This window comes from Nonomuraea sp. PA05 (assembly GCF_008086045.1).
Taxonomy (GTDB): Bacteria; Actinomycetota; Actinomycetes; order Streptosporangiales; family Streptosporangiaceae; genus Nonomuraea; species Nonomuraea monospora.
Window position 1 is genome coordinate 187,201 of record NZ_VSEY01000007.1, and the last position, 22,214, is coordinate 209,414.

At 72.4% G+C, this 22,214-nt stretch carries 24 protein-coding genes and 1 riboswitch; of the genes, 15 read left to right on the plus strand and 9 right to left on the minus strand.

Going from position 1 to position 22,214, the window contains the following annotated elements:
• Nucleotides 1–295: 295 nt before the first annotated feature.
• Nucleotides 296–1,135 (minus strand): deoxyribonuclease IV, encoded by an 840-nt coding sequence (locus FXF51_RS13505; RefSeq protein WP_148434696.1) that lies wholly within the window; start codon nucleotides 1,133–1,135, stop codon nucleotides 296–298.
• Nucleotides 1,136–1,299: 164 nt separating this feature from the next.
• Between FXF51_RS13505 and uraD the strand changes: the two genes are divergently transcribed.
• From uraD to FXF51_RS13540, 7 genes are read left to right on the plus strand one after another with little or no spacing between them, the layout of a single operon-like run.
• Nucleotides 1,300–1,791 carry a 2-oxo-4-hydroxy-4-carboxy-5-ureidoimidazoline decarboxylase gene (uraD, locus tag FXF51_RS13510; protein WP_148434698.1) on the plus strand — a complete coding sequence of 164 codons (492 nt, stop codon included), beginning with the start codon at nucleotides 1,300–1,302 and terminating at the stop codon, nucleotides 1,789–1,791.
• On the plus strand, nucleotides 1,788–2,087 hold the full coding sequence (uraH, locus tag FXF51_RS13515; protein WP_148434700.1) for a hydroxyisourate hydrolase: 300 nt from the start codon (nucleotides 1,788–1,790) through the stop codon (nucleotides 2,085–2,087). The genes uraD and uraH overlap by 4 nt, the downstream gene beginning before the upstream one ends.
• Entirely contained in the window at nucleotides 2,088–2,963 is an 876-nt protein-coding gene (pucL, locus tag FXF51_RS13520; protein ID WP_148434702.1) for a factor-independent urate hydroxylase, read from the plus strand.
• 7 nt (nucleotides 2,964–2,970) lie between these two features.
• Nucleotides 2,971–3,831, plus strand: a complete 861-nt coding sequence (locus FXF51_RS13525) for an FAD binding domain-containing protein (RefSeq protein WP_148434704.1) — start codon at nucleotides 2,971–2,973, stop codon at nucleotides 3,829–3,831.
• Nucleotides 3,831–4,301 (plus strand): (2Fe-2S)-binding protein, encoded by a 471-nt coding sequence (locus FXF51_RS13530; protein WP_148434706.1) that lies wholly within the window; start codon nucleotides 3,831–3,833, stop codon nucleotides 4,299–4,301. The genes FXF51_RS13525 and FXF51_RS13530 overlap by 1 nt, the downstream gene beginning before the upstream one ends.
• Nucleotides 4,298–5,680, plus strand: a complete 1,383-nt coding sequence (locus tag FXF51_RS13535; RefSeq protein ID WP_148434708.1) for an 8-oxoguanine deaminase — start codon at nucleotides 4,298–4,300, stop codon at nucleotides 5,678–5,680. The genes FXF51_RS13530 and FXF51_RS13535 overlap by 4 nt, the downstream gene beginning before the upstream one ends.
• 39 nt (nucleotides 5,681–5,719) lie before the next feature.
• Nucleotides 5,720–5,932, plus strand: a complete 213-nt coding sequence (locus FXF51_RS13540; protein ID WP_148434710.1) for an EF-hand domain-containing protein — start codon at nucleotides 5,720–5,722, stop codon at nucleotides 5,930–5,932.
• Nucleotides 5,933–5,971: 39 nt separating this feature from the next.
• Here the strand turns inward: FXF51_RS13540 and FXF51_RS13545 are convergent, their stop codons facing one another.
• Nucleotides 5,972–7,204 carry a winged helix DNA-binding domain-containing protein gene (locus tag FXF51_RS13545; RefSeq protein ID WP_262379498.1) on the minus strand — a complete coding sequence of 411 codons (1,233 nt, stop codon included), beginning with the start codon at nucleotides 7,202–7,204 and terminating at the stop codon, nucleotides 5,972–5,974.
• 148 nt (nucleotides 7,205–7,352) lie between these two features.
• Here FXF51_RS13545 and FXF51_RS13550 point away from each other — a divergent pair, with 148 nt between their 5' ends.
• The 4 genes from FXF51_RS13550 (at nucleotide 7,353) to alc (ending at nucleotide 12,161) form a co-directional block, all read left to right on the plus strand.
• A complete protein-coding gene (locus FXF51_RS13550) occupies nucleotides 7,353–8,669 on the plus strand; it encodes a nucleobase:cation symporter-2 family protein (RefSeq protein ID WP_148434713.1) in 1,317 nt (438 codons plus the stop codon).
• Nucleotides 8,670–8,751: 82 nt separating this feature from the next.
• The gene (locus tag FXF51_RS13555) at nucleotides 8,752–9,909 is read left to right on the plus strand and encodes a glycerate kinase (RefSeq protein WP_148434715.1); all 1,158 of its coding nucleotides are present in this window, start codon (nucleotides 8,752–8,754) and stop codon (nucleotides 9,907–9,909) included.
• Complete coding sequence (gene allB / locus FXF51_RS13560; protein WP_148434717.1) at nucleotides 9,906–11,216, plus strand: allantoinase AllB; 1,311 nt, start codon at nucleotides 9,906–9,908, stop codon at nucleotides 11,214–11,216. Before FXF51_RS13555 ends, allB begins: the two co-directional genes overlap by 4 nt.
• Nucleotides 11,217–12,161 carry an allantoicase gene (gene alc, locus FXF51_RS13565; protein WP_148434719.1) on the plus strand — a complete coding sequence of 315 codons (945 nt, stop codon included), beginning with the start codon at nucleotides 11,217–11,219 and terminating at the stop codon, nucleotides 12,159–12,161.
• A 79-nt stretch (nucleotides 12,162–12,240) separates the two neighbouring features.
• Here the strand turns inward: alc and pknB are convergent, their stop codons facing one another.
• From pknB to FXF51_RS13585, 4 genes are all read right to left on the minus strand, one after another.
• A complete protein-coding gene (gene pknB, locus FXF51_RS13570) occupies nucleotides 12,241–14,163 on the minus strand; it encodes a Stk1 family PASTA domain-containing Ser/Thr kinase (RefSeq protein WP_148434720.1) in 1,923 nt (640 codons plus the stop codon).
• A gap of 137 nt (nucleotides 14,164–14,300) precedes the next feature.
• Entirely contained in the window at nucleotides 14,301–15,056 is a 756-nt protein-coding gene (locus FXF51_RS13575) for a thiazole synthase (protein ID WP_148434723.1), read from the minus strand.
• The gene (gene thiS / locus FXF51_RS13580; protein ID WP_148434733.1) at nucleotides 15,049–15,249 is read right to left on the minus strand and encodes a sulfur carrier protein ThiS; all 201 of its coding nucleotides are present in this window, start codon (nucleotides 15,247–15,249) and stop codon (nucleotides 15,049–15,051) included. Before thiS ends, FXF51_RS13575 begins: the two co-directional genes overlap by 8 nt.
• Entirely contained in the window at nucleotides 15,246–16,430 is a 1,185-nt protein-coding gene (locus FXF51_RS13585; RefSeq protein WP_148434735.1) for an FAD-dependent oxidoreductase, read from the minus strand. Before FXF51_RS13585 ends, thiS begins: the two co-directional genes overlap by 4 nt.
• Nucleotides 16,399–16,514: riboswitch (TPP riboswitch) on the minus strand. (Overlaps the previous gene by 32 nt.)
• Before the next feature lie 53 nt (nucleotides 16,515–16,567).
• Between FXF51_RS13585 and FXF51_RS13590 the strand changes: the two genes are divergently transcribed.
• Genes FXF51_RS13590 through thiE form a run of 3 tightly spaced genes read left to right on the plus strand, consistent with a single transcriptional unit; the run spans nucleotide 16,568 to nucleotide 18,758 of the window.
• Nucleotides 16,568–17,737, plus strand: a complete 1,170-nt coding sequence (locus tag FXF51_RS13590; protein WP_316247619.1) for an NAD(P)/FAD-dependent oxidoreductase — start codon at nucleotides 16,568–16,570, stop codon at nucleotides 17,735–17,737.
• A gap of 30 nt (nucleotides 17,738–17,767) precedes the next feature.
• Nucleotides 17,768–18,142, plus strand: a complete 375-nt coding sequence (locus FXF51_RS13595) for an Rv2175c family DNA-binding protein (protein WP_148434739.1) — start codon at nucleotides 17,768–17,770, stop codon at nucleotides 18,140–18,142.
• The gene (gene thiE, locus FXF51_RS13600) at nucleotides 18,120–18,758 is read left to right on the plus strand and encodes a thiamine phosphate synthase (protein ID WP_148434741.1); all 639 of its coding nucleotides are present in this window, start codon (nucleotides 18,120–18,122) and stop codon (nucleotides 18,756–18,758) included. Before FXF51_RS13595 ends, thiE begins: the two co-directional genes overlap by 23 nt.
• Before the next feature lie 55 nt (nucleotides 18,759–18,813).
• On the opposite strand, the gene FXF51_RS13605 is transcribed toward thiE, so the two are convergent.
• Nucleotides 18,814–19,881, minus strand: coding sequence for a polyprenyl synthetase family protein (locus FXF51_RS13605; protein WP_148434743.1), 1,068 nt, complete (start codon nucleotides 19,879–19,881; stop codon nucleotides 18,814–18,816).
• A 93-nt stretch (nucleotides 19,882–19,974) separates the two neighbouring features.
• Here FXF51_RS13605 and metF point away from each other — a divergent pair, with 93 nt between their 5' ends.
• A complete protein-coding gene (gene metF, locus FXF51_RS13610; RefSeq protein WP_148434745.1) occupies nucleotides 19,975–20,895 on the plus strand; it encodes a methylenetetrahydrofolate reductase [NAD(P)H] in 921 nt (306 codons plus the stop codon).
• A 228-nt stretch (nucleotides 20,896–21,123) separates the two neighbouring features.
• Here the strand turns inward: metF and FXF51_RS13615 are convergent, their stop codons facing one another.
• The gene (locus tag FXF51_RS13615) at nucleotides 21,124–21,696 is read right to left on the minus strand and encodes a GNAT family N-acetyltransferase (RefSeq protein WP_148434747.1); all 573 of its coding nucleotides are present in this window, start codon (nucleotides 21,694–21,696) and stop codon (nucleotides 21,124–21,126) included.
• Nucleotides 21,697–21,706: 10 nt separating this feature from the next.
• Nucleotides 21,707–22,183, minus strand: a complete 477-nt coding sequence (locus FXF51_RS13620) for a YbaK/EbsC family protein (protein WP_148434749.1) — start codon at nucleotides 22,181–22,183, stop codon at nucleotides 21,707–21,709.
• Between the last annotated feature and the right edge of the window lie 31 nt (nucleotides 22,184–22,214).

The following is a 22,214-nucleotide window of genomic DNA, read 5'->3' on the forward strand; positions in this document are numbered from 1 at the left end:
CAAGATCGCAACCGTAGGGTTTCGACATCGGAGCCATCCCGGCGCATCGGGGGGACGGGCCGCAAGGCTCACCGAGAGGGTCTGATGCGCGGGGTTCACCGGCGACAGCGCAGGTCGCCGCGGCCTGACGGGCCCCTTACCGGGGGGTGGGGCCCGCCACGCCGAACGTGAAGGGGCGCCCGCTGAGGCCGCTGACGCGGCCCCGCGATCCGGCCTTCGGGGGCGGTCGGATCGCGAGAGCGGGCGCCCCTATCACGGTCACCACTCAAATGGGGGTTTTATCCCCTTGGAGCGGTCAGGCGTCCCTGAGCTTCTTCAGCAGCGCGATGTCCTCGGCGTGCTTGGGCGCCTTGCCCGGCGTCTCGATGCAGATCGGCACCCCGGCCACCGCCGGGTGCCGCATCATGTCGCCGAACGGCTGGGCGCCGATGTGCCCCGCCCCGATGTTCTCGTGCCGGTCCTTCTTCGCGCCGCACACGTCCTTGGAGTCGTTGGCGTGGATCAGTTTGAGCCGCCCCGGCGCGATCGCGTGCAGCGCGTCGAACGTCTCTTGCACACCGCCCTCGGCCGCCAGGTCGTGACCGGCCGCGAAGGCGTGGCAGGTGTCGAGGCAGACGCAGGCCCGCGGATGCCAGTCGAGCGCGGCCAGGTAGGGCTCCAGGTCCTGGACGGTGGCGCACAGCATGGCGCCCTGCCCCGCCATCGGCTCAAGCAGCAGGTCGGGCCCGCCCTCGGGGATCTCGTCGAGCAGCGGCAGCAGGTTGTCGTGCAACTGGCGCAGCGCGTCGTCGCGCGGCTGCGTGACCGCCGAGCCGGTGTGCACCACGACCCCCTTGGCGCCGATCTCCACCCCGCGGCGCAGGCCGTGGCGCACCACCGCGATGGAGTTGGCCAGCGTCTCCGGGCTGGGCGAGCCGAAGTTGACCAGATAGGGCACGTGGATGAAGGCGGGCACCCCCGACTCGGCCAGCTTGGCGTCCTCGTCGGGCTTGCCGTCGTTGAGCGCCCAGCCGCGCGGGTTGGTGACGAACACCTGGATCATCTCGGCGCCGATCTCGGCCATGTACTTGAGGCCGCCCGTCGCCAGGCCGCCCGTCACGGACACGTGTCCGCCGATCAGGGAAGTTGGGGTCATGATGGCTCTCAGTGTAGGCGCAGCGCCTGACCGTTTCCGTCGGCGCTTCCGGCGGCGCGTCCCACGTCATTGGAGCATGACACGAAAAGTGTCCTGCATCCGGACCGCGAGTTGGGAGTTCTCGCGGATGGACCGGGCACGAAGCGCCTGTGTGTACTTCTGGCATGCTCACCGACTTCAACGCCCGGTCCCCGGCCGAGGCCGAGGCGGACCTGCTGGCCTGCTGCGCCTCCCGCGCGTTCGCCGGTAAGGTGGCCGCGCTGCGGCCCTACGCCGACCTGGAACGGCTGCTCGACGCCGCCGGCGCGACCGTGCGGGAGCTGGCCTGGGACGACGTCCTGGAGGCGCTGAGCGCGCACCCCAGGATCGGCGAGCGGGCGAGCGGGCAGGGCCGCGAGTCCGCCTGGTCCCGCCAGGAGCAGTCGGGCGTCGAGGACGAGCTGCGCGCGGCGCTCGCCGACGGCAACCGGGCCTACGAGGAGCGGTTCGGGCACGTCTACCTGGTGTGCGCCACCGGGCTCACCGGCGCCGAGATGCTGGCCAGGCTGCGCGAGCGGCTGGGCAACGACGAGGAGCGCGAGCGCGACGCGGTCCGCGCCGAGCTGGCCGCCATCACCCGGCTGCGGCTGACCAAGCTCCTGGGGGAGGCGGCATGAGCTTCTCCACGCACGTGCTCGACGCGGTCACCGGCCTGCCCGCCGCCGGCCTGCGCGTCCGCCTGGAGCACGAGGGCGAGGTCGTGGCCGAGGGCAGCACCGACGGCGACGGCCGCATCAAGGGCTGGAACCCGGGCGCCGGAGTGCACCGGGTGATCTTCGACACCGGCGGATACCTGGAGGACACCTTCTACCCGGAGGTCGTGGTCACCTTCCTGATCACCGACCCCGACCGGCACCACCACGTGCCGCTGCTGCTCAGCCCGTACGCGTACTCCACCTACCGAGGGAGCTGAATGATCGTCAAGCTCGGCGCCAACCGCTACGGCAAGGCGGAGACCAGGCTCGTGCACGTGCGGCGCGACGGCCCCGTGCACCACCTCAAGGACGTCAACGTCAGTGTCTCCCTGTCGGGCGACATGGAGGCCGCGCACCTGACCGGCGACAACTCCGCCGTCCTGCCGACCGACACGCAGAAGAACACCGTGTACGCGTTCGCCAGGCGGTACGGCGTCGGCCAGATCGAGGACTTCGCGCTCCGCCTGGCCCGGCACTTCGTGGCGGCGCAGCCCTCGATCCACCACGCCAGGGTCGCGATCGAGGAGTACGGCTGGAACCGCGCGGGACCCCACTCGTTCGTCCGGCACGGCGGCGAGGTGCGCACCTGCGTGATCCACCACGACCGGGACGGCCGCACCACCGTGCTGTCCGGCATCGAGGAGCTGGTGGTGCTGAACTCGACGGGCTCGGAGTTCCACGGCTACATCACCGACGAGTACACCACGCTCCCGCCGACCACCGACCGCGTCCTGGCCACCGCCGTCTCCGCCCGGTGGCGGCACGCCGCCGCCGACATCGACGACGACGGCCCCGGCTACGCCAAGTCCTACGACGAGGCCAGGCAGTGCCTCGTCGACGCGTTCGCCGGCACCCACAGCCTCTCGCTCCAGCAGACCCTCTACGCCATGGGCGAGCGCGTACTGACCACCTGCCCCGGGATCTGCGAGGTCAGGCTGTCGATGCCGAACAAGCACCACTTCGCGGTGGACCTGTCCCCGTTCGGCCTGGACAACGAGAACGAGGTCTTCCACGCCGCCGACCGCCCGTACGGGCTCATCGAGGGCGGCGTGCTGCGGGACGACGCCCCCGACGCCGGATTCGCCTGGGAATAGGGGAGAGATGGATTTTCTGCGGCCCACGACGTGGGAGGAGGCGCTGGCCGCCAAGGCGGACCAGCCGGGAGCCGTGCCCATCCAGGGCGGCACGGACGTGATGGTCGAGATCAACTTCGACGTGCGCAGGCCGCCCGCGCTGCTCGACCTCACCGGGGTGGCCGAACTGCGCGAGTGGTCGATGACCGGCGGGCTGTGCGGGGTCGGGGCGGGGGTGCCGTACGCGGCGGTCATCGACGAGCTCGGCGGCCCGCTGCCGGGGCTCGCGCAGGCCTCCCGCACGGTCGGCTCGCCGCAGATCCGCAACCGCGGCACCGTCGGCGGGAACCTGGGCGCGGCCTCCCCCGCGGGCGACAGCCATCCGCCGCTGCTGGCCGCCGGGGCGGTGGTCGAGGTGGAGTCGCGCGACCGGGGCGTGCGGATGATCCCGGCCGCCGAGTTCTACCTCGGGGTCAAGCGCAGCGCGCTGGAGCCGGACGAGCTGATCAGGGCCGTGCACGTGCCCCCCGCCACGGGGCCCCAGTACTTCTCCAAGGTCGGCACGCGCAACGCCATGGTGATCGCGGTGTGCTCGTTCGCGATCGCGCTGCACCCGCGCGAGCGGCGGGTCGGCACCGGCATCGGCTCGGCCGCGCCCACCCCGCGCCGCGCCCTGGAGGCGGAGGAACTGCTCGCCGCCGAGCTCGACTGGGACGCGCCGATCGCCCCAGCGCTGCTCAAGCGGTTCGGCGAGCTGTGCGCGCGGGCCGCCGCGCCGATCGACGACGTGCGCGGCACCGCCGCCTACCGCGTGCACGCCATCGGCGTGCTGGCCCGCCGCACGCTCACCTGGGCCTGGAACGACCACCTGGAGAAGAGGGCCGCCTGATGCGTGTGAGCTTCACCGTGAACGGCAGGCAGGAGATCGCCGACGACGTCTGGGAGGGCGAGAGCCTGCTGTACGTGCTGCGCGAGCGCCTCGGCCTGCCCGGCTCCAAGAACGCCTGCGAGCAGGGCGAGTGCGGCTCCTGCACCGTCTACCTCGACGGCGTGCCGGTCTGCGCCTGCCTGGTCGCCGCCGGGCAGGCCGAGGGACGGCGGGTGCGCACCGTGGAGGGGCTGGCCGACGGCGACCGGCTCGACCCTGTGCAGGAGGCGTTCGTGGAGTGCGGCGCCGTGCAGTGCGGTTTCTGCACGCCCGGCCTCATCGTGCAGGCGCACGACCTGCTCGAACGCTGTCCGCGCCCGTCGGACGCGGAGATCAGGGAGGCGCTGGCGGGAAACCTGTGCCGGTGCACCGGCTACGAGAAGATCCTCGACGCGGTACGCCTGGCCGCCTCCCGCAAGGAGCCCCGATGATCATCGAGAACGTCTACGTGACCCCCGTCAGAGGCCCCGAGATCGAGTCCGGATACCTCCGCATCGAGGGCGACAGGATCGCCGAAGTGGCGGCGGGCCCCGCGCCCGACCTGCCCGGTGTCACCCGGATCGACGGCACCGGCTGCCTGGCCACCCCCGGCCTCGTCAACACCCACCACCACCTCTACCAGTGGGCCTCGCAGGGGCTCGCCCAGGACGCCACGCTGTTCGAATGGCTGGTGGCGCTCTACCAGGTGTGGGCCGCCATGGACGCCGAAGTCGTCGAGGGCGCGGCCACCGCGGGGCTGAGCTGGCTGGCGCTGTCGGGCTGCACCACCAGCAGCGACCACCACTACATCTTCCCCAAGGGCAGGGGCGACCTGCTGGCCGCCGAGATCGAGGCCGCCCGCGCGGTCGGCCTGCGCTTCCATCCGGCGCGCGGCTCCATGGACCTGGGGGAGTCCAAGGGCGGGCTGCCGCCGGACGTCGTGGTCGAGGAGCTGGACGACATCCTGAGCGCGACCGCCGAGGCCGTGGACGCCTACCACGACCCGTCGTTCTCCTCGATGCTGCGCGTGGCGGTCGCGCCGTGCTCGCCGTTCTCCGCCAGTGCCGAGCTGATGACCGAGTCCGCCGTGCTGGCCAGGCAGAAGGGGGTGCGGCTGCACACCCACCTGGCCGAGACGCTCGACGAGGAGGAGCACTGTCAGGAGCGGTTCGGGCTGCGGCCCCTCGACTACATGCTGAAGCTGGGCTGGCTGGGCCCCGACGTGTGGTTCGCGCACACCGTGCACCTCAGCGACGCCGACATCGGCAAGCTGGCCGCCACCGGCACGGGCACCGCGCACTGCCCGTCCTCCAACGGGCGGCTCGGCGCGGGCATCGCCCCGGTGTCGGAGCTGCTCAGGCGCGGCGCGAACGTCGGCATCGGCGTGGACGGCAACGCCTCGTCCGAGCTGACGCCGCTGGCCGGGGAGATGCGGCAGGCCCTGCTGTTCCAGCGCGCCAGATACGGGCCGGAGGCGCTCACCGCCCGTCAGGCGCTCGAACTGGCCACCCTGGGCGGCGCCCGCAACCTCGGGCGCCAGGACGAGCTGGGGTCGCTGGAGCCCGGCAAGCTGGCCGACATCGCGCTGTGGCGGGTGGACGGCCCCTACACCGCCGCCGTCGCCGACCCCGTCTGCGCCCTCGTGTTCGGGCCCGTGCCGCCGCTGGCCAGGGTGCTGGTGGGCGGGCGGACGGTGGTCGAGGACGGGGAGCTGCGGACGCTCGCCCAGGACGAGGCGGGGCGGGCGGGGGTGCGGGCGCACCGGCGGCTGACGAAGCTGGCGCAGGAGCGCGGGTTCACCGCCGCCGTGCGGATCCACCAGGGCCACTAGGGTGAGTATGTACGGATAAAGCGTAGGAAAGGCGGTCCCGTGTCGGAGGAACTTCCCGAGGAGCGGCTGGCGGAGCTCAAGATTGCCTTCGCCGACATCGACACCGACGGCGACGGCTACATCAGCGAGGCCGAGCTGAAGCGGCACTTCCCCGACCTCCCGGCCGAGGCGCTCGGCGCGATGAGCCAGGAGGCCGACTCCGACCAGGACGGCCGCTACTCCTTCGAGGAGTTCGTCCGCACCGTCTCCTGAGGGGCGCACTCCTGAGGGGCGCGCTCCTGAGGGGCGCGCTCATGAGGACGCCAGCGCCCGCTCCAGCGGGGTGCGGAAGCGTGGGGTGACCCTGACCTCGCCGAGCCAGGCGGCCAGCCCGGCCGCCTCGGCCTCGATCGCGGCCCGCGCCTGCGCGCCCGCGTCCTCCAGCAGCCGCCAGACGATCTCGCCGTCCGGCCGCTGCGCCCAGCCGCCCACGACCCGGCCGTCCCACCACACCGTCGGGCCCACGTTGCCGCTGCGGTCGAACAGCTCGGCCCGGTGCTCGCGCGGCAGGTACCAGTCGCGCTCCTGCCAGCCCATCGGCGTCGGATCGAGCGCGGGCAGCAGCGCCGCCCACGGCTCGCCCGCCGTTGCGTGGGCCGCGCCCCCGCCCGTGCCGCCCGCCGTTGCGTGGGCCGCGCCCTCGCCGGTGCCGCCCGCCGCTGGGTGAGCCGGGCCTTCCCCGGCGTCGTCCGGCAGCACGTACCCCGTGCCCGCGTCCAGCTCCACCGTCACCGCGCCGACGGCGGCCAGCGCCCGGCGCACGTCCTTGAGCGTCCAGCCGGTCCACCACTTCAGGTCGGCCTCCGTGCCGGGCCCGAACGCCGCCAGCCAGCGGCTCACCAGCTCCGCCTGCGCCTCGTGCGCGGCCCACTCGGCCATCTCCGGCGCCAGGCCCCAGTAGTGGGTGCCGCTGACCCACGTGCCGGCCGCGCGGGCCCGCCGTACCAGCAGGCCGTCCATCGCCATCAGCGCCAGCAGCCGCGAGCCGATGCTCACCACGCCCTCGTACGGCTTGCCCACGGCCACCCTGACCTGCTCGCGCAGCCGCGGCTCCAGCTTGCCCAGCTCGGCCGCGGTCGCGTCGCCCGAGGCCAGCAGCCGCAGCACGGACGCCTCCACGTCCTTCAGCCGCGCCTCGTCCCAGCCGCCCTCGCCGAACGTCTTCAGCACCGACGCGCGCTCCCTGCGGGCGATGGCCAGCGCCGAGGAGTGGTGCACGACCGGCACCAGCTCCGCCGGCACCACGAACACCGTGCGCCGCATGCCGGTCATCCGCACCAGCGTGCGGTCGGCGTACAGGGCTTGCTCGACCGGCTCGGGGCCGGGCGAGGCCAGGCGCGCGCCCGCCGACAGGAACACCGTCGCCGGGTCCGTGCCGTGCAGCGCCACCACGGACGCCGCCGCCTCCTCCGGGGTGGCCGCCTTGGCCGCCAGCCGGTGCCGCGCCCCGATGCGCGCACGCCGCTGCTGATCAGAAATCCGCACAAACGCCCCCTTCGCCACAGTGAGCCTAGTTGGAGGATCACACATCCGCAGCCGCGTCCGAGGGGTGCCGGTTGATGACCCCGTGCATAGGTTCGCGGGCGGCGCGGCGGCTCTACTGGAGATCACCCCCCTAACCTGGAGTTGACCCATGAAGAGTGAGGTGCATCCGGTCGACGCCCGCCTGCCGGCCGCGCAACTCGGCACGCTCGGGCTGCAGCACGTGCTGGCGATGTACGCGGGAGCCGTGGCGGTGCCGCTCATCGTGGGCGGCGCGCTCAAGCTGCCACCCGACCAGCTCGCCTATCTGATCAACGCCGACCTGCTGATCAGCGGCATCGCCACGCTCATCCAGTGCGTCGGCGTGTGGCGCTTCGGCGTCCGGCTGCCCATCATGCAGGGATGCACGTTCGCGGCCGTCACGCCGATGGTGCTGATCGGCACCACCCAGGGCGGGCTGCCCGCCATCTACGGCGCGGTCATCGTCTCGGGGCTGCTCGTCGTGGCCGTCGCCCCCTACTTCGCCAAGATCGTCAGATTCTTCCCGCCGCTGGTCACCGGCACCATCATCACGATCATCGGGCTCTCGCTGCTGCCGGTCGCCGCCCGCTGGGCCGCCGGCGGCGCGGGCAGCCCGACGTACGGGGAGCCGCGCAACATCGCGATGGCCGCCGCCGTGCTGCTGTTCATCCTGGCGATCTACCGGCTGTCCAAGGGCTTCCTCGGCAGGGTCGCGGTGCTGGCCGGGATCGCGGCGGGCACGCTGGTGGCGATCCCGCTCGGGTTCACCGACTTCTCGAACGTGGGCTCCGCCGACCTGTTCGGCATCAGCACGCCGTTCGCGTTCGGGTTGCCGACCTTCCAGGTGACGGCGATCATCTCGATGTGCGTGGTCATGCTCGTCTCCATGACCGAGACCACCGGCGACTTCGTGGCGGTGGCCGAGATGACCGGCTCCGAGCTGACCCCGCGGCGGCTGGCGGACGGGCTGCGCGCCGACGGGTTCTCCACCGCGCTCGGCGGCGTGTTCAACACCTTCCCCTACACCGCCTTCGCCCAGAACGTCGGCCTCGTCGGGCTGACCGGCGTGCGCAGCCGCTGGGTCGTGGCGACAGCCGGCGGCATCCTGGTGCTGCTCGGCCTCATCCCCGTGCTCGGCGCGGTGATCGCGGCCATCCCGCAGCCGGTGCTGGGCGGCGCGGGCATCGCCATGTTCGGCACCGTGGCCGCGTCCGGCATCCGCACGCTGGCGAAGGTGAGCTACGAGGGCAACCACAACCTGGTCATCGTGGCCGTGTCCATCGGCGTGGCCGCCATCCCGGTCGGCGCGCCGGACTTCTACGACCAGTTCCCCCACTGGGCCCAGACCATCCTGGACAGCGGCATCAGCACCGGCAGCCTGGTGGTGATCACCCTGAACCTGGTCTTCAACCACCTGCGGTCCGCCCCGGCCGAACGCGGGATGTGATGATGAGTCACGCCTTCCTGCCCGCTCGCACCGGGCAGGAAGGCGTGTCTGGACATTGTTCATCATCAGGTGGGAGTTCGTAGTGGTTCAGCATGTTCTGGTCGCCCCGGACAAGTTCAAGGGGACGCTGACGGCCGCCGAGGTGTGCTCGCGGGTGTCGGCCGGGCTCGGCGTGCCCACGGTGGAGCTCCCGGTCGCCGACGGCGGTGACGGCACCGTGGACGCCGCCGTGGCCTGCGGCTTCGAGCGGATCACGATCGAGGTGACCGGGCCGACGGGCGAGCGCGTCCCCGCCTCCTACGCCTGGCAGCCCGCCGGCACCGCCGTGGTCGAGCTGTCGGAGGCGTCCGGACTGCGCCGCCTGCCGGGCGACCGCGAGCCGCTGACCGCCACCAGCTACGGCACCGGCGAGCTGGTCGCCGACGCCGTGCGGCGCGGTGCCAAGCGCGTGGTGCTCGGTCTCGGCGGCAGCGCCTGCACCGACGGGGGAGCGGGCATGGCCCAGGCGCTCGGCGCCCGCCTGCTGGACGCGGACGGCGGCGACCTGCCCAGGGGCGGCGCGGCGCTGAAGGACCTGGCCCGCATCGACATGTCGGGCTTCCTCGACGTCTCCGGCGTCGAGTTCGTCGTGGCGAGCGACGTCGACAACCCGCTGCTCGGCCCGCACGGCGCCGCCGCCGTCTACGGCCCGCAGAAGGGCGCCACGCCTGACGACGTGAAAACCCTGGAGGCGGCGCTGGCCCGCCTGGCCGCCGTGGCCACCGCCACGCACGGGCTGATGGGCGCCGTCGAGCACGACGACGTGGTGCGCGCCATGGGCGTGGCGGGCGCGCCGGGCGCGGGCGCGGCGGGCGGGGTCGGGTTCGCGGCGCTGGCGTTCCTGCACGCCGAGATCAGGCCCGGCATCGACTACCTGCTCGACCTGCTCGGCTTCGGCGAGCTGGTGCGGGGGGCCCGCCTGGTGATCACCGGTGAGGGTTCGCTGGACGAGCAGTCGCTGCGCGGCAAGGCCCCCGTCGGCGTGGCGCAGGCCGCCGCCAGGGCCGGCGTGCCCGTGGTGGCCGTCTGCGGGCGCCGCACGCTCACCGACGCCCAGCTGCAGGCTGCCGGCATCGAGGCCGCCTACGCCCTGACCGACCTGGAGCCCGACCCGGCCCGCTGCATGGCCGAGGCCGGGCCGCTGCTCGAACGCCTCGCCACCCGGCTCGCCGCCGACCGCCACCTGGAGGGCAATGGATGACCCCTTTCGAGCTCGTCGTCAGATCCCGCAGGACCGTCACCCCCGAGGGGGAGCGGGCCGCCGCCGTCGCCGTACGGGGTGAGAGGATCGCCGCCCTGTACGACTACGCCGCGCCCCTGCCCGCGGCCGAGGACGTGGACCTGCGCGACCTGGCCCTGCTGCCCGGCCTGGTCGACACGCACGTGCACGTCAACGAGCCAGGCCGGACCCACTGGGAGGGCTTCGACTCCGCCACCAGGGCCGCGGCGGCCGGCGGCGTCACCACGATCGTGGACATGCCGCTCAACTCGCTGCCGCCCACCGTCTCCTGCGAGGCGCTCGACGCCAAGCTGCGGGCCGCCGAGGGGCAGTGCCACGTGGACGTCGGGTTCTGGGGCGGCGCCGTGCCCGGCAACGCCAAGGACCTCGCGCCGCTGCACGCCCGCGGCGTCCACGGGTTCAAGTGCTTCATGTCGCCGTCGGGCGTGGAGGAGTTCCCGCCGCTGGCCGGCGCGGAGCTGCGGGCCGCGCTGAAGGAGATCGCCGGGTTCGGCGGGATGATGATCGTGCACGCGGAGGACCCCGAGCTGCTGGCCGAGCCCGCCGGGCCGGGCTACGGGGAGTTCCTCGCCTCGCGGCCCGGCGCGTCCGAGCGCAGCGCCGTCGCCCAGGTCGTCCGGCTGGCTGAGGAGACCGGGTGCCGGGTGCACGTCCTGCACGTCTCCAGCGCCGAGTGCCTGGAGGTGCTGGAGGACGCCCGGGCGCGCGGCCTGCCGGTCTCCGCCGAGACGTGCCCCCACTACCTGACACTGGCGGCCGAGCAGGTGCCCGAGGGCGCGACCACGTACAAGTGCTGCCCGCCGATCCGCTCGCGCGCCAACCGCGACCTGCTCTGGGACGGGCTCGCGCGCGGCGTGCTGAGCTGCGTCGTGTCCGACCACTCGCCCTCGACGGCCGACCTCAAGGTGCCCGACTTCGCCGCCGCCTGGGGCGGCATCGCCTCGCTCCAGCTCGGGCTCACGGCGGTGTGGACGGAGGCCGCCACCAGAGGGCACAAGCTTGCGGACGTGGTCCGCTGGATGTCGGCCAACCCGGCCGCCCTGGCCAGCATCCCCCGAAAAGGCGCGATAAAAGCCGGTAACGATGCCGATCTCGTGGCATTCGACCCCGAAGCCGACACGCTCGTCGACGCCGCCCGCCTCCACCACAAGAACCCCGTCACCCCCTACCACGGCCGCACCCTCAAGGGCGCCGTCCTGACCACCTGGCTGCGCGGCCGTCCGGTGGACGGCTCGCCACACGGACGACTGCTCCTGGAGGTGCGGTAGATGAGTTCCTTCCACCGGCTGCCCGACCTGGCCCTGCGCTCCCACGGCGGCTCGGTGACGGCCGCCAGCGACGAGTCGTTCGCCGAGAAGGAGAGCCTGATCAGGCCGGGCAGGCCCGGCTTCCGGCCGGAGACCTTCGGCAACAAGGGGCAGGTGTACGACGGCTGGGAGACCCGGCGCAGGCGCGAGCCGGGGCACGACTGGGCGGTGGTGCGGCTGGGGATGCCGGGCGTGATCCGGGGCGTGGTGATCGACACCGCCTGGTTCAAGGGCAACTACCCCACCCACGCCCGCGTGGCGGCCACCGCTGTCGAGGGGCATCCGTCGCCGGCCGAGGTGCTGGCGGCGCCGTGGACCGAGATCGTGCCGCTCTCGCCGCTCAAGGGCGACGCCGAGCACGCCTTCGAGGTGCTCGACGAGGGCCGGTACACGCACGTGCGGCTCGACATCCACCCGGACGGCGGCGTCGCCCGGCTGCGCGTGCACGGGGAGGTCAGGCCCGACCTGTCCGTCCACGACGGGCTCGGGCTCGACCTGGCCGCGCTCGCGAACGGCGGGCTCGTCACCGCCTGCTCCGACGAGTTCTACTCGGCGCCCAACAACGTCATCGCGCCGGGGCTGGCCAGGCACCAGGCGGAGGGCTGGGAGACCGCTCGGCGGCGGGGCGGGGGCAACGACTGGCTCGTCATCCGGCTGGCCGGGCGGGGCGTCGTCCGGCTGGCCGAGATCGACACCACCAACCTGCTGTTCAACTCGCCCGGCGCGGTGGCGCTGACCGGGGTGGACGGGGAGCGTGAGGTCGAGCTGCTGCCCAGGACGCGGCTGCAGCCCGACACGCCGCACCGCTTCCGGCTCGCGGCCGAGGAGCCGGTCACGCATGTGCGGGTGGACATCTACCCGGACGGAGGGCTCGCCCGGGTGCGCCTGCACGGCCACCTGGCCTGACGGCCTGAGACGCGTGCCCGAGACCGCCCCGCCTGGCCGCCGCGCGTGCCCGTTCGCTCACCGGGCACGCGTTCGGGCGTCACTGCCAGAGGTAGACGGTGCTCCCGGCCGGTCGCTCGCTGTTCGGCAGCGGCCGCTGGTACTGCACCACGCCGCCCCCGCCCAGCCGCTGCACCTGTACCCGGAAGCCCAGCGCCTCCAGCTCGGCCTTCGCGTCGTTGACGTTCTTGCCGATCACCCCGGGCACCAGCGCGAACTGCTCGTCGTCCCTGGCCTCGCCGTGCTTGCGGAAGAAGTCCCAGATGTCGGTCTGGCAGCGCGCCACCGTCACCATGACCTGCGCGTTCTTGTCCACCTCGGACTTCGCCTTCGGCGCCTGGGCGATGACGGTGCACGGCTCCGCGTCGTCGTCGACCTCGTTGACCTGCACCTGGAAGCCCTGACGGCTGAGGAACTCGGCGGCCTGGTCCTTCGGCATCCCGCTCACGTCGGGCATGGTGAGCCCGGCGCTGACGTAGATGTTGACCTTGGCGCCTTCCTTCAGCTTCTCGCCCGACTGCGGTGAGGTGCGGATCACCCGGTCGCGCTCGACCTCCTGGTTGGCCAGGCGCTTGACCGTGCCGACGCTCAGCCCGGCCCCGGCGATCTCGGCGCGGGCCTCGTTCGCGGTCTTGCCCTCGACGTTGGGCACCATGATGCGCTTGGGCCCGAGCGAGGGCACCAGCGTGATCGTGGAGCCCTTCTCCAGCTCGGACTTGGCCGCCGGGTCGGTGCTGAGGACCAGGCCCTCGGCCACCTTCTCGTCGTACTGGCCCTCGGCCTTGCGCATCACCAGCCCGGCGCCCGTGAGGTTCTTCTCCGCGGCGGCGAGGTTCTGGCCGACCAGGTCGGGCACGGTGACGTACTCGGGCTGGGCGAAGTACCACCCCGTCAGCCCGACTGCCACCACCATCACGGCGGCGAGCAGCACCAGGAACCAGTTGGGGCGGAACCCGCGCCGCTGCCGGGGCGCCTCGGCCCGCGGCTGGATCAGCGTGTGCCCCGCCGGAGGCGGCATCGGCGACGGGCCGAGCGGCATCGAGACCGTGCCCTGGGGCGGGCCGAGCGGCTGCGAATGCGACATGACCGGGCCGGTGCCCGGCGGGATCGTCGTGCGCGGCAGCATGCGGTGCGCGTCCACGGCGGCCACGAGCATCGCGGTCGCGTCGGCGGGGCGGTGCTCGGGCTCGCGGGCGGTCGCGCTCGCCACCAGCGTGTCGACCAGCGGCGGCACCTCAGGCACCAGCGACGACGGCGCCGGGACCGTGTCGTGGACGTGCCGGTAGGCCACCGACATCGGGGTCTCGCCGTCGTACGGCTGCTGCCCTGTCACCAGCTCGAACAGCATGATGCCCGCGGCGTACACGTCGCTGCGCACGTCGGCGGCGCCGGTGATGACCTGCTCCGGCGCCATGTAGCCGACCGTGCCGATCATCACGCCGGTACGGGTCTGGTTCGTCGCCTCGATCGCCTTGGCCAGGCCGAAGTCGACCACCTTGACCCGGCCGTCGTCGGTCATCAGGACGTTCTCGGGCTTAACGTCGCGGTGGACCATCCCGGCCTGGTGGGCGGCGCCGAGCGCGGCGAGCACCGGGATCATGATCTCGAGCGCCTCCCGGGCGGGCAGCCTGCCGCGATCGCGGAGGATGTCGCGCAGGGTGCGGCCAGGGACGTACTCCATCGACAGGTAGACGACGTCGTTGTCGGTGCCCTGGTCGAAGACGTGCACCACGTTGGGGTGCGAGAGGCTGGCGACCGACTTCGCCTCGCCGATGAACCTCCGGACGAACGCCGGGTCCTCGGCGAGCGAGCGGTGCATGACCTTCAGCGCCACCGTCCGGTCGAGCCGGATGTCCAGCGCCAGGTAGACGGTCGCCATACCGCCCCGGGCGATCCGGCTCTCGATGCGGTAGCGCCCATCGAGGAGCCGCCCGACCAGGGGGTCCGCAGTCGTCGTATCCACCCCGCCGAGTTTACGGGCGTTTTGCCACCGGCATGGCCCTAGCGCCCGAAACCGATGCGGAGACGTTCTCGATGGAACGCCTCCGCCCCCGGTTCCACGGCGTCCCGGGGCTGGATTTTCTGGGACGCCCCGGCGTGTCAGGGCGTCATGGGGGACGACGCCTCGGCGTAGCGGCGGCGCGGGATGCGGCCCGCCTGCCGGGCCAGCCGCCCCGCCACCACGGCCGACCTCATCGCCGACGCCATGAGGTCGGGCCGCTGCGCCCTGGTGACGGCCGTGGCCAGCAGCACGGCGTCGCAGCCCAGCTCCATCGCCAGCGCGGCGTCACTGGCCGTGCCGATGCCCGCGTCGAGGATCACCGGGACGGAGGCGGCCTCCACGATGAGCTCGATGTTGTGCGGGTTGCGGATGCCCAGCCCCGACCCGATCGGCGCGCCGAGAGGCATCACGGCCGCACAGCCCGCCTGCTCCAGCCGCCGCGCCAGCGCCGGGTCGTCGCCGATGTACGGCAGCACCACGAACCCGTCGGCCACCAGCCGCTCGGCCGCGTCGAACGTCTCGATCGGATCGGGCAGCAGCGTGCGCTCGTCCGCGATGACCTCCAGCTTGACCCAGTTCGTCTCCAAGGCCTCCCTGGCCAGCCGGGCCGTCAGCACGGCCTCGCCCGCGGTGAAGCAGCCCGCCGTGTTGGGCAGCACCTTGATGTCGCGCTCGCGCAGCACGTCCAGGACGGAGCCGCGCGCCGCGGGGTCGAGCCGGCGCATCGCCACCGTGGTCAGCTCGGTGCCCGAGGCCGCCAGCGCCTGGTCCAGCACCTCCAGCGAGGGCGCGCCGCCGGTTCCCATGATGAGCCGGGAGGAGAACTTCTCCCCGGCGATGATCAGATCATCCACCTTGCACCGCCGTCAGAACCTCCATGCGGTCACGGTCGCGCAGCGCCGTCGTCTCCCAGGCGCCACGCGTGACCACCTCGTCGTTCACGGCCACGGCCACTCCGGTGGTGGCCGAGGTCAGGGTATGTACGGCCTGAGCCACGGTCATGCCGTCCGCCACCTCGTGGGCAGCCCCGTTGATCACAACAATCATGAAAATCTCCCCGGCGCGCACAGCGCCGCCAGCTCGCTCTCCTCGCCCGGCAGATCGCCCAGCAACATCGCGGTCGTCAGCGGGGCGAGCAGCACGCCGCCCCGGTGATGCCCCGTCGCGTACACCAGGCCCGGCGTCCCGCTCGGGCCGATCAGCGGCAGGTTGTCCGGCGTTCCCGGCCGCAGCCCCGCCACCACGTCGGCGACCTCCAGCTCGGTGACGCCCGGCACCAGCTCCCTGGCGTCCCGCAGCAGCTCGTAGAGCCCGCCCGCCGTCACCTTGGTGTCGAAGCCCATCTCCTCCTGCGTGGCCCCGACCACCAGCTCGCCGTCGCCCCTCGGGACCAGGTAGACGGACGAGCCGTGCACCGCGCCGCGTACGCACCGGCTGAGCAGCGGCTGCGGCGAGCGCAACCGCATGATCTGGCCCTTGACCGGCCGCACCGGCACCTCGGCCAGCCCCGAGCTCCACGCCCCAGCCGCCAGCACGACCCGATCACCGCGCACCTCGCCGCCCGTGCCGTCCTCTGACTCGGGTGGCGCCAGGCGTACTCCGGAGACGCGGTCGCCGTCCCGCAGCAGCTCGGACGCGCGCGCCCGCACCACAGGGACGCCCCGCCGCTCCAGCGCCGACAGCAGGGCCGCCGTCACGCGCCTGGGGTCCACCCACGCGTCGCCGGGGGCCAGGAGGCCGCCGCGCACGGAGGGGGCGAGCATGGGCTCCAGGCGGCGGCACTCGCGGCCGGTGAGCCGCTCGACCGGCAGGCCCAGCTTCTCCATGTACGCGGCCAGCTCGCCGAGCGCCTCCAGGTCGTCGGCTCCGAACGCGACGTCCAGCGTCCCGTCCGCCCGCAGGTCCAGCGCCCGCACATCAGCGAACCCCGGCCCGGCGTTCTGGCCTGGCGGGGCGTCCGGGGTCAGGCCCGCGTCGGCGGCCAGCTCGGCGGCGAAGGCGGGCCAGCGGCGCAGCGACGCCACCCCCAGCCGCAGCAACGGCGCCTCCGTGAAGGTCACCTCGCTGACCGGGGCCAGCATCCCCGCCGCCGCGTACGAGGCCCCTCTGCCTGGAGCCGGATCCACCACGGTGACGGGCCGCCCGGAGCGTGCCATCCGCCAGGCCACCGACAGCCCGACGACCCCGCCGCCAACGATCACATCCACATGCGCTCCCTTCGCCGGCATGATCCGGATCAGGTGTCTTGCGGTCGAAGGCCCGTAAAGCCTTCCTCTCAGCCCGGTAACGGCCGGACTCCCGCGCGTCTTACGTCAACCAGCCTACGGCCTCGGTGCGGTGTCCACGCACGCCCCCCGTTATGGTCATGAACGTGAACCATGTCGTGGTGGTGGGAGCGGGCCTGGCCGGAGTCCGTACGGTGGAGGCCCTGCGCGGGCGCGGCTTCGCCGGCCGGATCACCCTGATCGGGCAGGAGCGTCATCGGCCCTATGACCGCCCGCCGCTGTCCAAGGCGGTGCTGAAGGGCGAGAGCGACACCAGCTACGTCGACACCGACCTCGACGCGCTCGGCGTGGAGTTCTGGCCGGGCGTCACCGCCAAGTCGCTGCGCGCGGGCGTCGTGGAGACCACCGAGGGCGAGGTCGCCTACGACGGGCTGGTCATCGCCACCGGCGCCGACCCGATCCGGCTGCCGGGCGACGGCCCGCAGCACGTCCTGCGCACCATCGACGACGCGCACGAGCTGCGCGCGATGCTCGTCCCGGGCGCCCGGGTCGCGATCATCGGGGCCGGCTGGATCGGCGCGGAGGTCGCCACCGCGGCCCGCCGCGCGGGCTGTGCCGTGACGGTCGTGGAGAGCGCCGCCACCCCGCTCGCCACCGCCATCGGCACCGAGCTGGGCGGCCGCACCCTGCCCTGGTACGACGGCATCGACGTGCGGTTCGGCACCATGGTCGACTCCGTGGACGAGGGCGGCGTGCAGCTCGTGGGCGGCGAGTTCGTCGAGGCCCACGTGGTCGTCACCGGGATCGGCGTGCGCCCGGCGATCGAGTGGCTCGCCGACGCCGACATCGACCTGCACAACGGCGTGGTCACCGACGAGCACCTGCGCACGTCCCTGCCGGGCGTCGTCGCGGTCGGCGACTGCGCGGCCTGGTGGTCGCGCCGCTGGCGGACCAGGCTGCGCGTGGAGCACTGGGACACCGCGCTGAACGCCCCCGAGGTGGCCGCCGCGACGCTGCTGGGGGAGGAGGCGGTCTACGATCCGGTGCCGTACTTCTGGTCGGAGCAGTTCGGGCACATGCTCCAGTACGCCGGCCATCACCCGGCGGGCGATCGGCTCATCCATCGGGGCGAACCGGAGGGAAAGTGGTCGGCCGTGTGGCTCACCGCGGGCGGCACACTCGCCGCCGTTCTGGCCGTGGACCGGCCGCGCGATCTCGTCCAGGGGCGCCGAATCATCGAAGCCGGTTCACGCCTCGATGCGGAACGCCTGGTAGATCCACAAGTACCCCTACGAGATTGTGTTGTTTGAGCAAGCACGGCATGTGGTAGTTGTGGTTTCGTGACGCTTTCTGTTGCACAGATCGACCGGGAGACCGACCAGCTCGTCGAAGAGTGGCTCACTCTCCCCGAAGTGGCCTCGCGCCTTGATCTTCCGATCGGGCGGGCCAAGCAACTCCTCCGGGACCACAAGCTCCTCGGCGTGCGCCGGGGCAGCGGCGGGCCGCAGGTGCCCGCGGTGTTCCTCGATGGAAAGGACGTGATGAAGGGCCTGCCCGGCACACTCACCGTGTTGCAGGACGCCGGCTACGACGACGTCGAGTCGCTGCGCTGGCTCTTCACCCCAGACGAGTCCCTGCCAGGGTCGCCCATAGAGGCGATCAAGGCCGGCCGTCACACAGAGGTCAAGCGGCGTGCCCAAGCCCTCGCTTTCTGAGGCCCGCCTCTATCTCTGCACAGACGGCCGCCGCGACCGCGGCGATCTGGCAGAGTTCCTCGACTCGGTGCTGGCCGGCGGCGTGGACATCATCCAGCTGCGGGAGAAGGGCCTGGAGGCACGCGAAGAACTCGCGCTCCTCGAAGTCTTCCGCGACGCCTGCGACCGGCACGGCAAGCTGCTGGCCGTCAACGACCGGGCGGACATCGCCTACGCCGCCCGGCCCGACGTGCTCCATCTGGGGCAGGACGACCTTCCTGTGACGGTCGCGCGAGAGATACTCGGCGACGACATCGTCATCGGACGGTCCACCCACTCCGCCGCCGAGGCTTCCGCCGCGGCAGTGGAGGAGGGCGTCGACTACTTCTGCTGTGGCCCCACCTGGCCCACCCCGACCAAGCCGGGCCGCCCGGCTCCCGGGCCGCCGCTGCTGCGGCACGCGGCGTCGCTGGAGACCTCGCGGCCGTGGTTCGGGATCGGCGGCATCGACCTCGGGAATCTGGACGAGGTGATGTCGTTCGGGGTGCGGCGCGTGGTGGTGGTACGGGCGATCACCGATGCCGACGACCCTGGGGCGGCGGCTGCGGAGTTCGCCAAACGACTGTCAGGCGGCTGAGCGACCGAGGCGCCCGTTCTCGCCACGGGCGCCTCCGTCGGCTGCCGTGCTCGGATCAGGTCTTGCGGGACGTGGCCGCGATGGCGAGCTCCGTCAGCGCGCTGCGGGACTCGGGCGTGACCGGCGCCGCGTCGAGCGCCTCCAACGCCTGCCCCAGATACTCGCCGATCAGATCCTCACACTCCCGCAGGGCGCCCGTCCCGTCGATGATCTCCCGCAACGTGGCGACCCCCTTCTCGTCCAGCCCCGGATCCCCCAGCAGCAGCCGCACGGTCTCGGCGTCCGGGGCGGAGGCGGCTGCCAGGGTGCGGGCGACGAGCATGGTGCGCTTGCCCTCACGCAGGTCGTCCCCCGCGGGCTTGCCGGTCTGCGCCGGGTCGCCGAAGACGCCGAGGATGTCGTCGCGGAGCTGGAAGGCGATCCCGACGCGCCGCCCGTATCCGGTGCACAGCTCGTCCATCCACGGCGCGAGCTCGCGGGCGGCGAGGGCGAGGCCGAGCCTGAGCGGCTGCTCGACCGAGTACTTGCCGCTCTTGAACAACGCCACGCGCAGCGCCGACTCGAAGGTGTTCTCGCCGTTGGCCTGCTCCAGCAGGTCGAGGTACTGGCCGCACATCAGCTCGCTGCGCATGTGGTCGTGGACGGGCTGGGCCACGTCCAGGGACTCGCGGGGCAGGCCGCTGGCCCGCCACATCTCGCCCGCCCAGATGAGCAGCAGGTTGCCGAGCAGGATCGCGGCGCCTTCGCCGAACTGCTCGCCGGAGCCGTACCAGCCGGACTTCTCGTGCATCGCCTGGAAGCGGCGGTGCGCGGACGGCATGCCCCTGCGCAGGTCGCTCTTGTCCATCACGTCGTCGTGCACCAGCGCGCTGGCCTGGAGCAGCTCCAGCGAGGCGGAGGCGGTGAAGATGCCGGGATCGTCGGCGCCGCCGGCGCCGCGCCAGCCCCAGTAGCAGAACGCCGGGCGCAGCCGCTTGCCGCCGGACAGCAGCTCGTCGGCGGCCGTGCGCAGCGGCGCGAACTCCGGCTCGCCGGTCGAGGGCAGCTTCCGCTCGACGAACTCCGAAAGTGCGCGTTCCACCTGTGCGCGCAAAGTCTCCATGCCGGCGGCGTCAGTGGTCATGCCCCTGAGACTAGTGGCCCTGTGGACAGGTCAGGATCTCCAGGTGGTTCCTCTGACCCGCGGGTTCGGCAGATGTGACGGTAACCTTGGTGCATGGCGCTTGGTCGATCCTCCATCCGGCCCGATCGTGTTCCCACCGTCCGCGAGATGCTCGCCTCCGGTGGCCGGTCGTTCTCTTTCGAGTTCTTCCCCCCGAAGACCGACGAGGGCGCGCGGCAGCTGTGGCGGGCGATCAGGGAGCTGGAGTCGCTGCGGCCGACCTTCGTGTCGGTGACGTACGGCGCCGGCGGCTCCACCCGCGACCGCACGGTCGACATCGTCGAGCGGATCGCCCACGACACCACGCTCACGCCTGTGGCGCACTTCACCGCGGTCAACCACTCGATCCGCGAGCTGCGTCACCTCGTGGGGCGCTTCGCCGACGCCGGGGTGCGCAACATCCTTGCCGTGCGCGGCGACCCGCCCGGCGACCCGATGGGCGACTGGGTGCAGCATCCCGAGGGCGTGCTCTACGCCGAGGAGCTGGTGCGGCTGATCCGGCAGGCGGGCGACTTCTGCGTCGGCGTGGCCGCGTTCCCCTACAAGCATCCGCGTTCGCCGTCCATCGAGTCCGACACCGAGTTCTTCGTGCGCAAGTGCCGGGCCGGGGCCGACTACGCGATCACCCAGATGTTCTTCCAGGCCGACGACTACCTGCGGTTGCGCGACCGGGTGGCGGCCGAGGGGTGTGACACGCCGATCATCCCGTGCATCATGCCGGTCACGCAGATGAGCACGATCGCCAGGTCCGAGCAGCTTTCCGGGGCGCCGTTCCCGCCCGACGTGGCGGCCAGGTTCGAGGCGGTCAAGGACGATCCGGCGGCGGTGCGGCGGCTGGGCATCGAGCACGGCGCCGAGCTGTGCCAGCGGCTGCTCGACGAGGGCGCGCCCGGCATCCACTTCATCACGTTCAACCGGTCGAGCGCGTCGCGTGAGGTGTTCCAGCGGCTGGATCGGGTGACCGCCTCCGCGTGAGGTGAGAGCCCTTGCGAGCGGGTGCCCGCCTCCGCGTGAGGTGAGAGCCCTTGCGAGCGGGTGCCCGTCTCTGCGTGAGGTGAGAGCCCTGCGAGCGGGTGCCCGTCACCCGTCCGCAGGGGGACCGGGCGGGTGACGGGCAGGGGGTAAAGGGTCGGTCACCTTCCGTCATCGATCATGCCCTGCGTCATGGCATGGCAAACCCGCTGGTCACAGCCTTTACCTGGGCTAGGTGAGCGGCATCGGCCGGCCGGCGATCGCGTACTCCTCGGAGCCGCCGGGGAAGATGAACCTCGTCAGCAGGTCGGAGAAGCCCATGCTGGCGTAGAGGTGGCGGGCGGGCGTGGGCTGGTCGTGGGTGGACAGGACGGCGGAGCGTTCGCGGCGCCCGGCGCACAGCGTCCTGATCATGGCGCGGCCGACGCCCTTGTTCTGGTAGTCGGGGTGCACGTGGATCTCGGCAAGCTCGAACGCGTACCCCATCCAGGCGTGGGCGGCCTCCTCGCCCAGCCGGTCCTCCAGGCCCCTGAGGACGACGTCGTGCCACCACTGGCCGGGCGCGCCCCGGAATCCGTACGCGAAGCCGACGACACGGGGCTCCGGAGCGGGCATATCTAGGGATGAATCACGCAATTCCGCGAAATAGCACTGAAAATGGGGATATGTCGCGTGATTTCGCATGATGGTCTTGCGGCCGGTGATCTGCTCCTCCGGCGGATTCATGGCTGCCGTGTAAATGTCGATCACCGTCTCCAGCCGCTCGGTGAACTCGGCCGGCCCGGCCCCGCGAAACTCGATCACCCGTCGCACACTACTCGACGTCCACCGGCGAACCCCCGGTCATCCGCACGAGCTCGTCGAACGTCGTCGGGAAGACGGTGTGCGGATGCCCGCCCGCGGCCCACACCACCTCGTGCTTGCTCAACCAGTTGTCCACCAGGGTGCGCACGGGCGCGGGATGCCCGACCGGGGCCACACCGCCGATGGGCTGCCCGGTGGCTTCCCTGACGAACTCCGGCGTCGCCCGGCGTACCCGCTCGACCCCAGCCGTACGGGCGATCAGCTCGACGTTCACGCGGTGCGCCCCGCTGGTCAGCACCAGCAGCGGCGAGCCGTCTGCGTCGAAGATCAGGCTGTTGGCGATCGCGCCCACCTCGCAGCCGAGCTGCGCGGCGGCGGTCGCGGCCGTCGGCGCCTTCTCGGGCAGGACCACGATCTCGCCGGTGGCCCCCAGCGCGCGCAGGGCGGTCTCCACGATGACGGCGTTCGCAGGCAACTTCTCAGACATGGGGACACTCTAAACAGGTTGACGCCTCTAT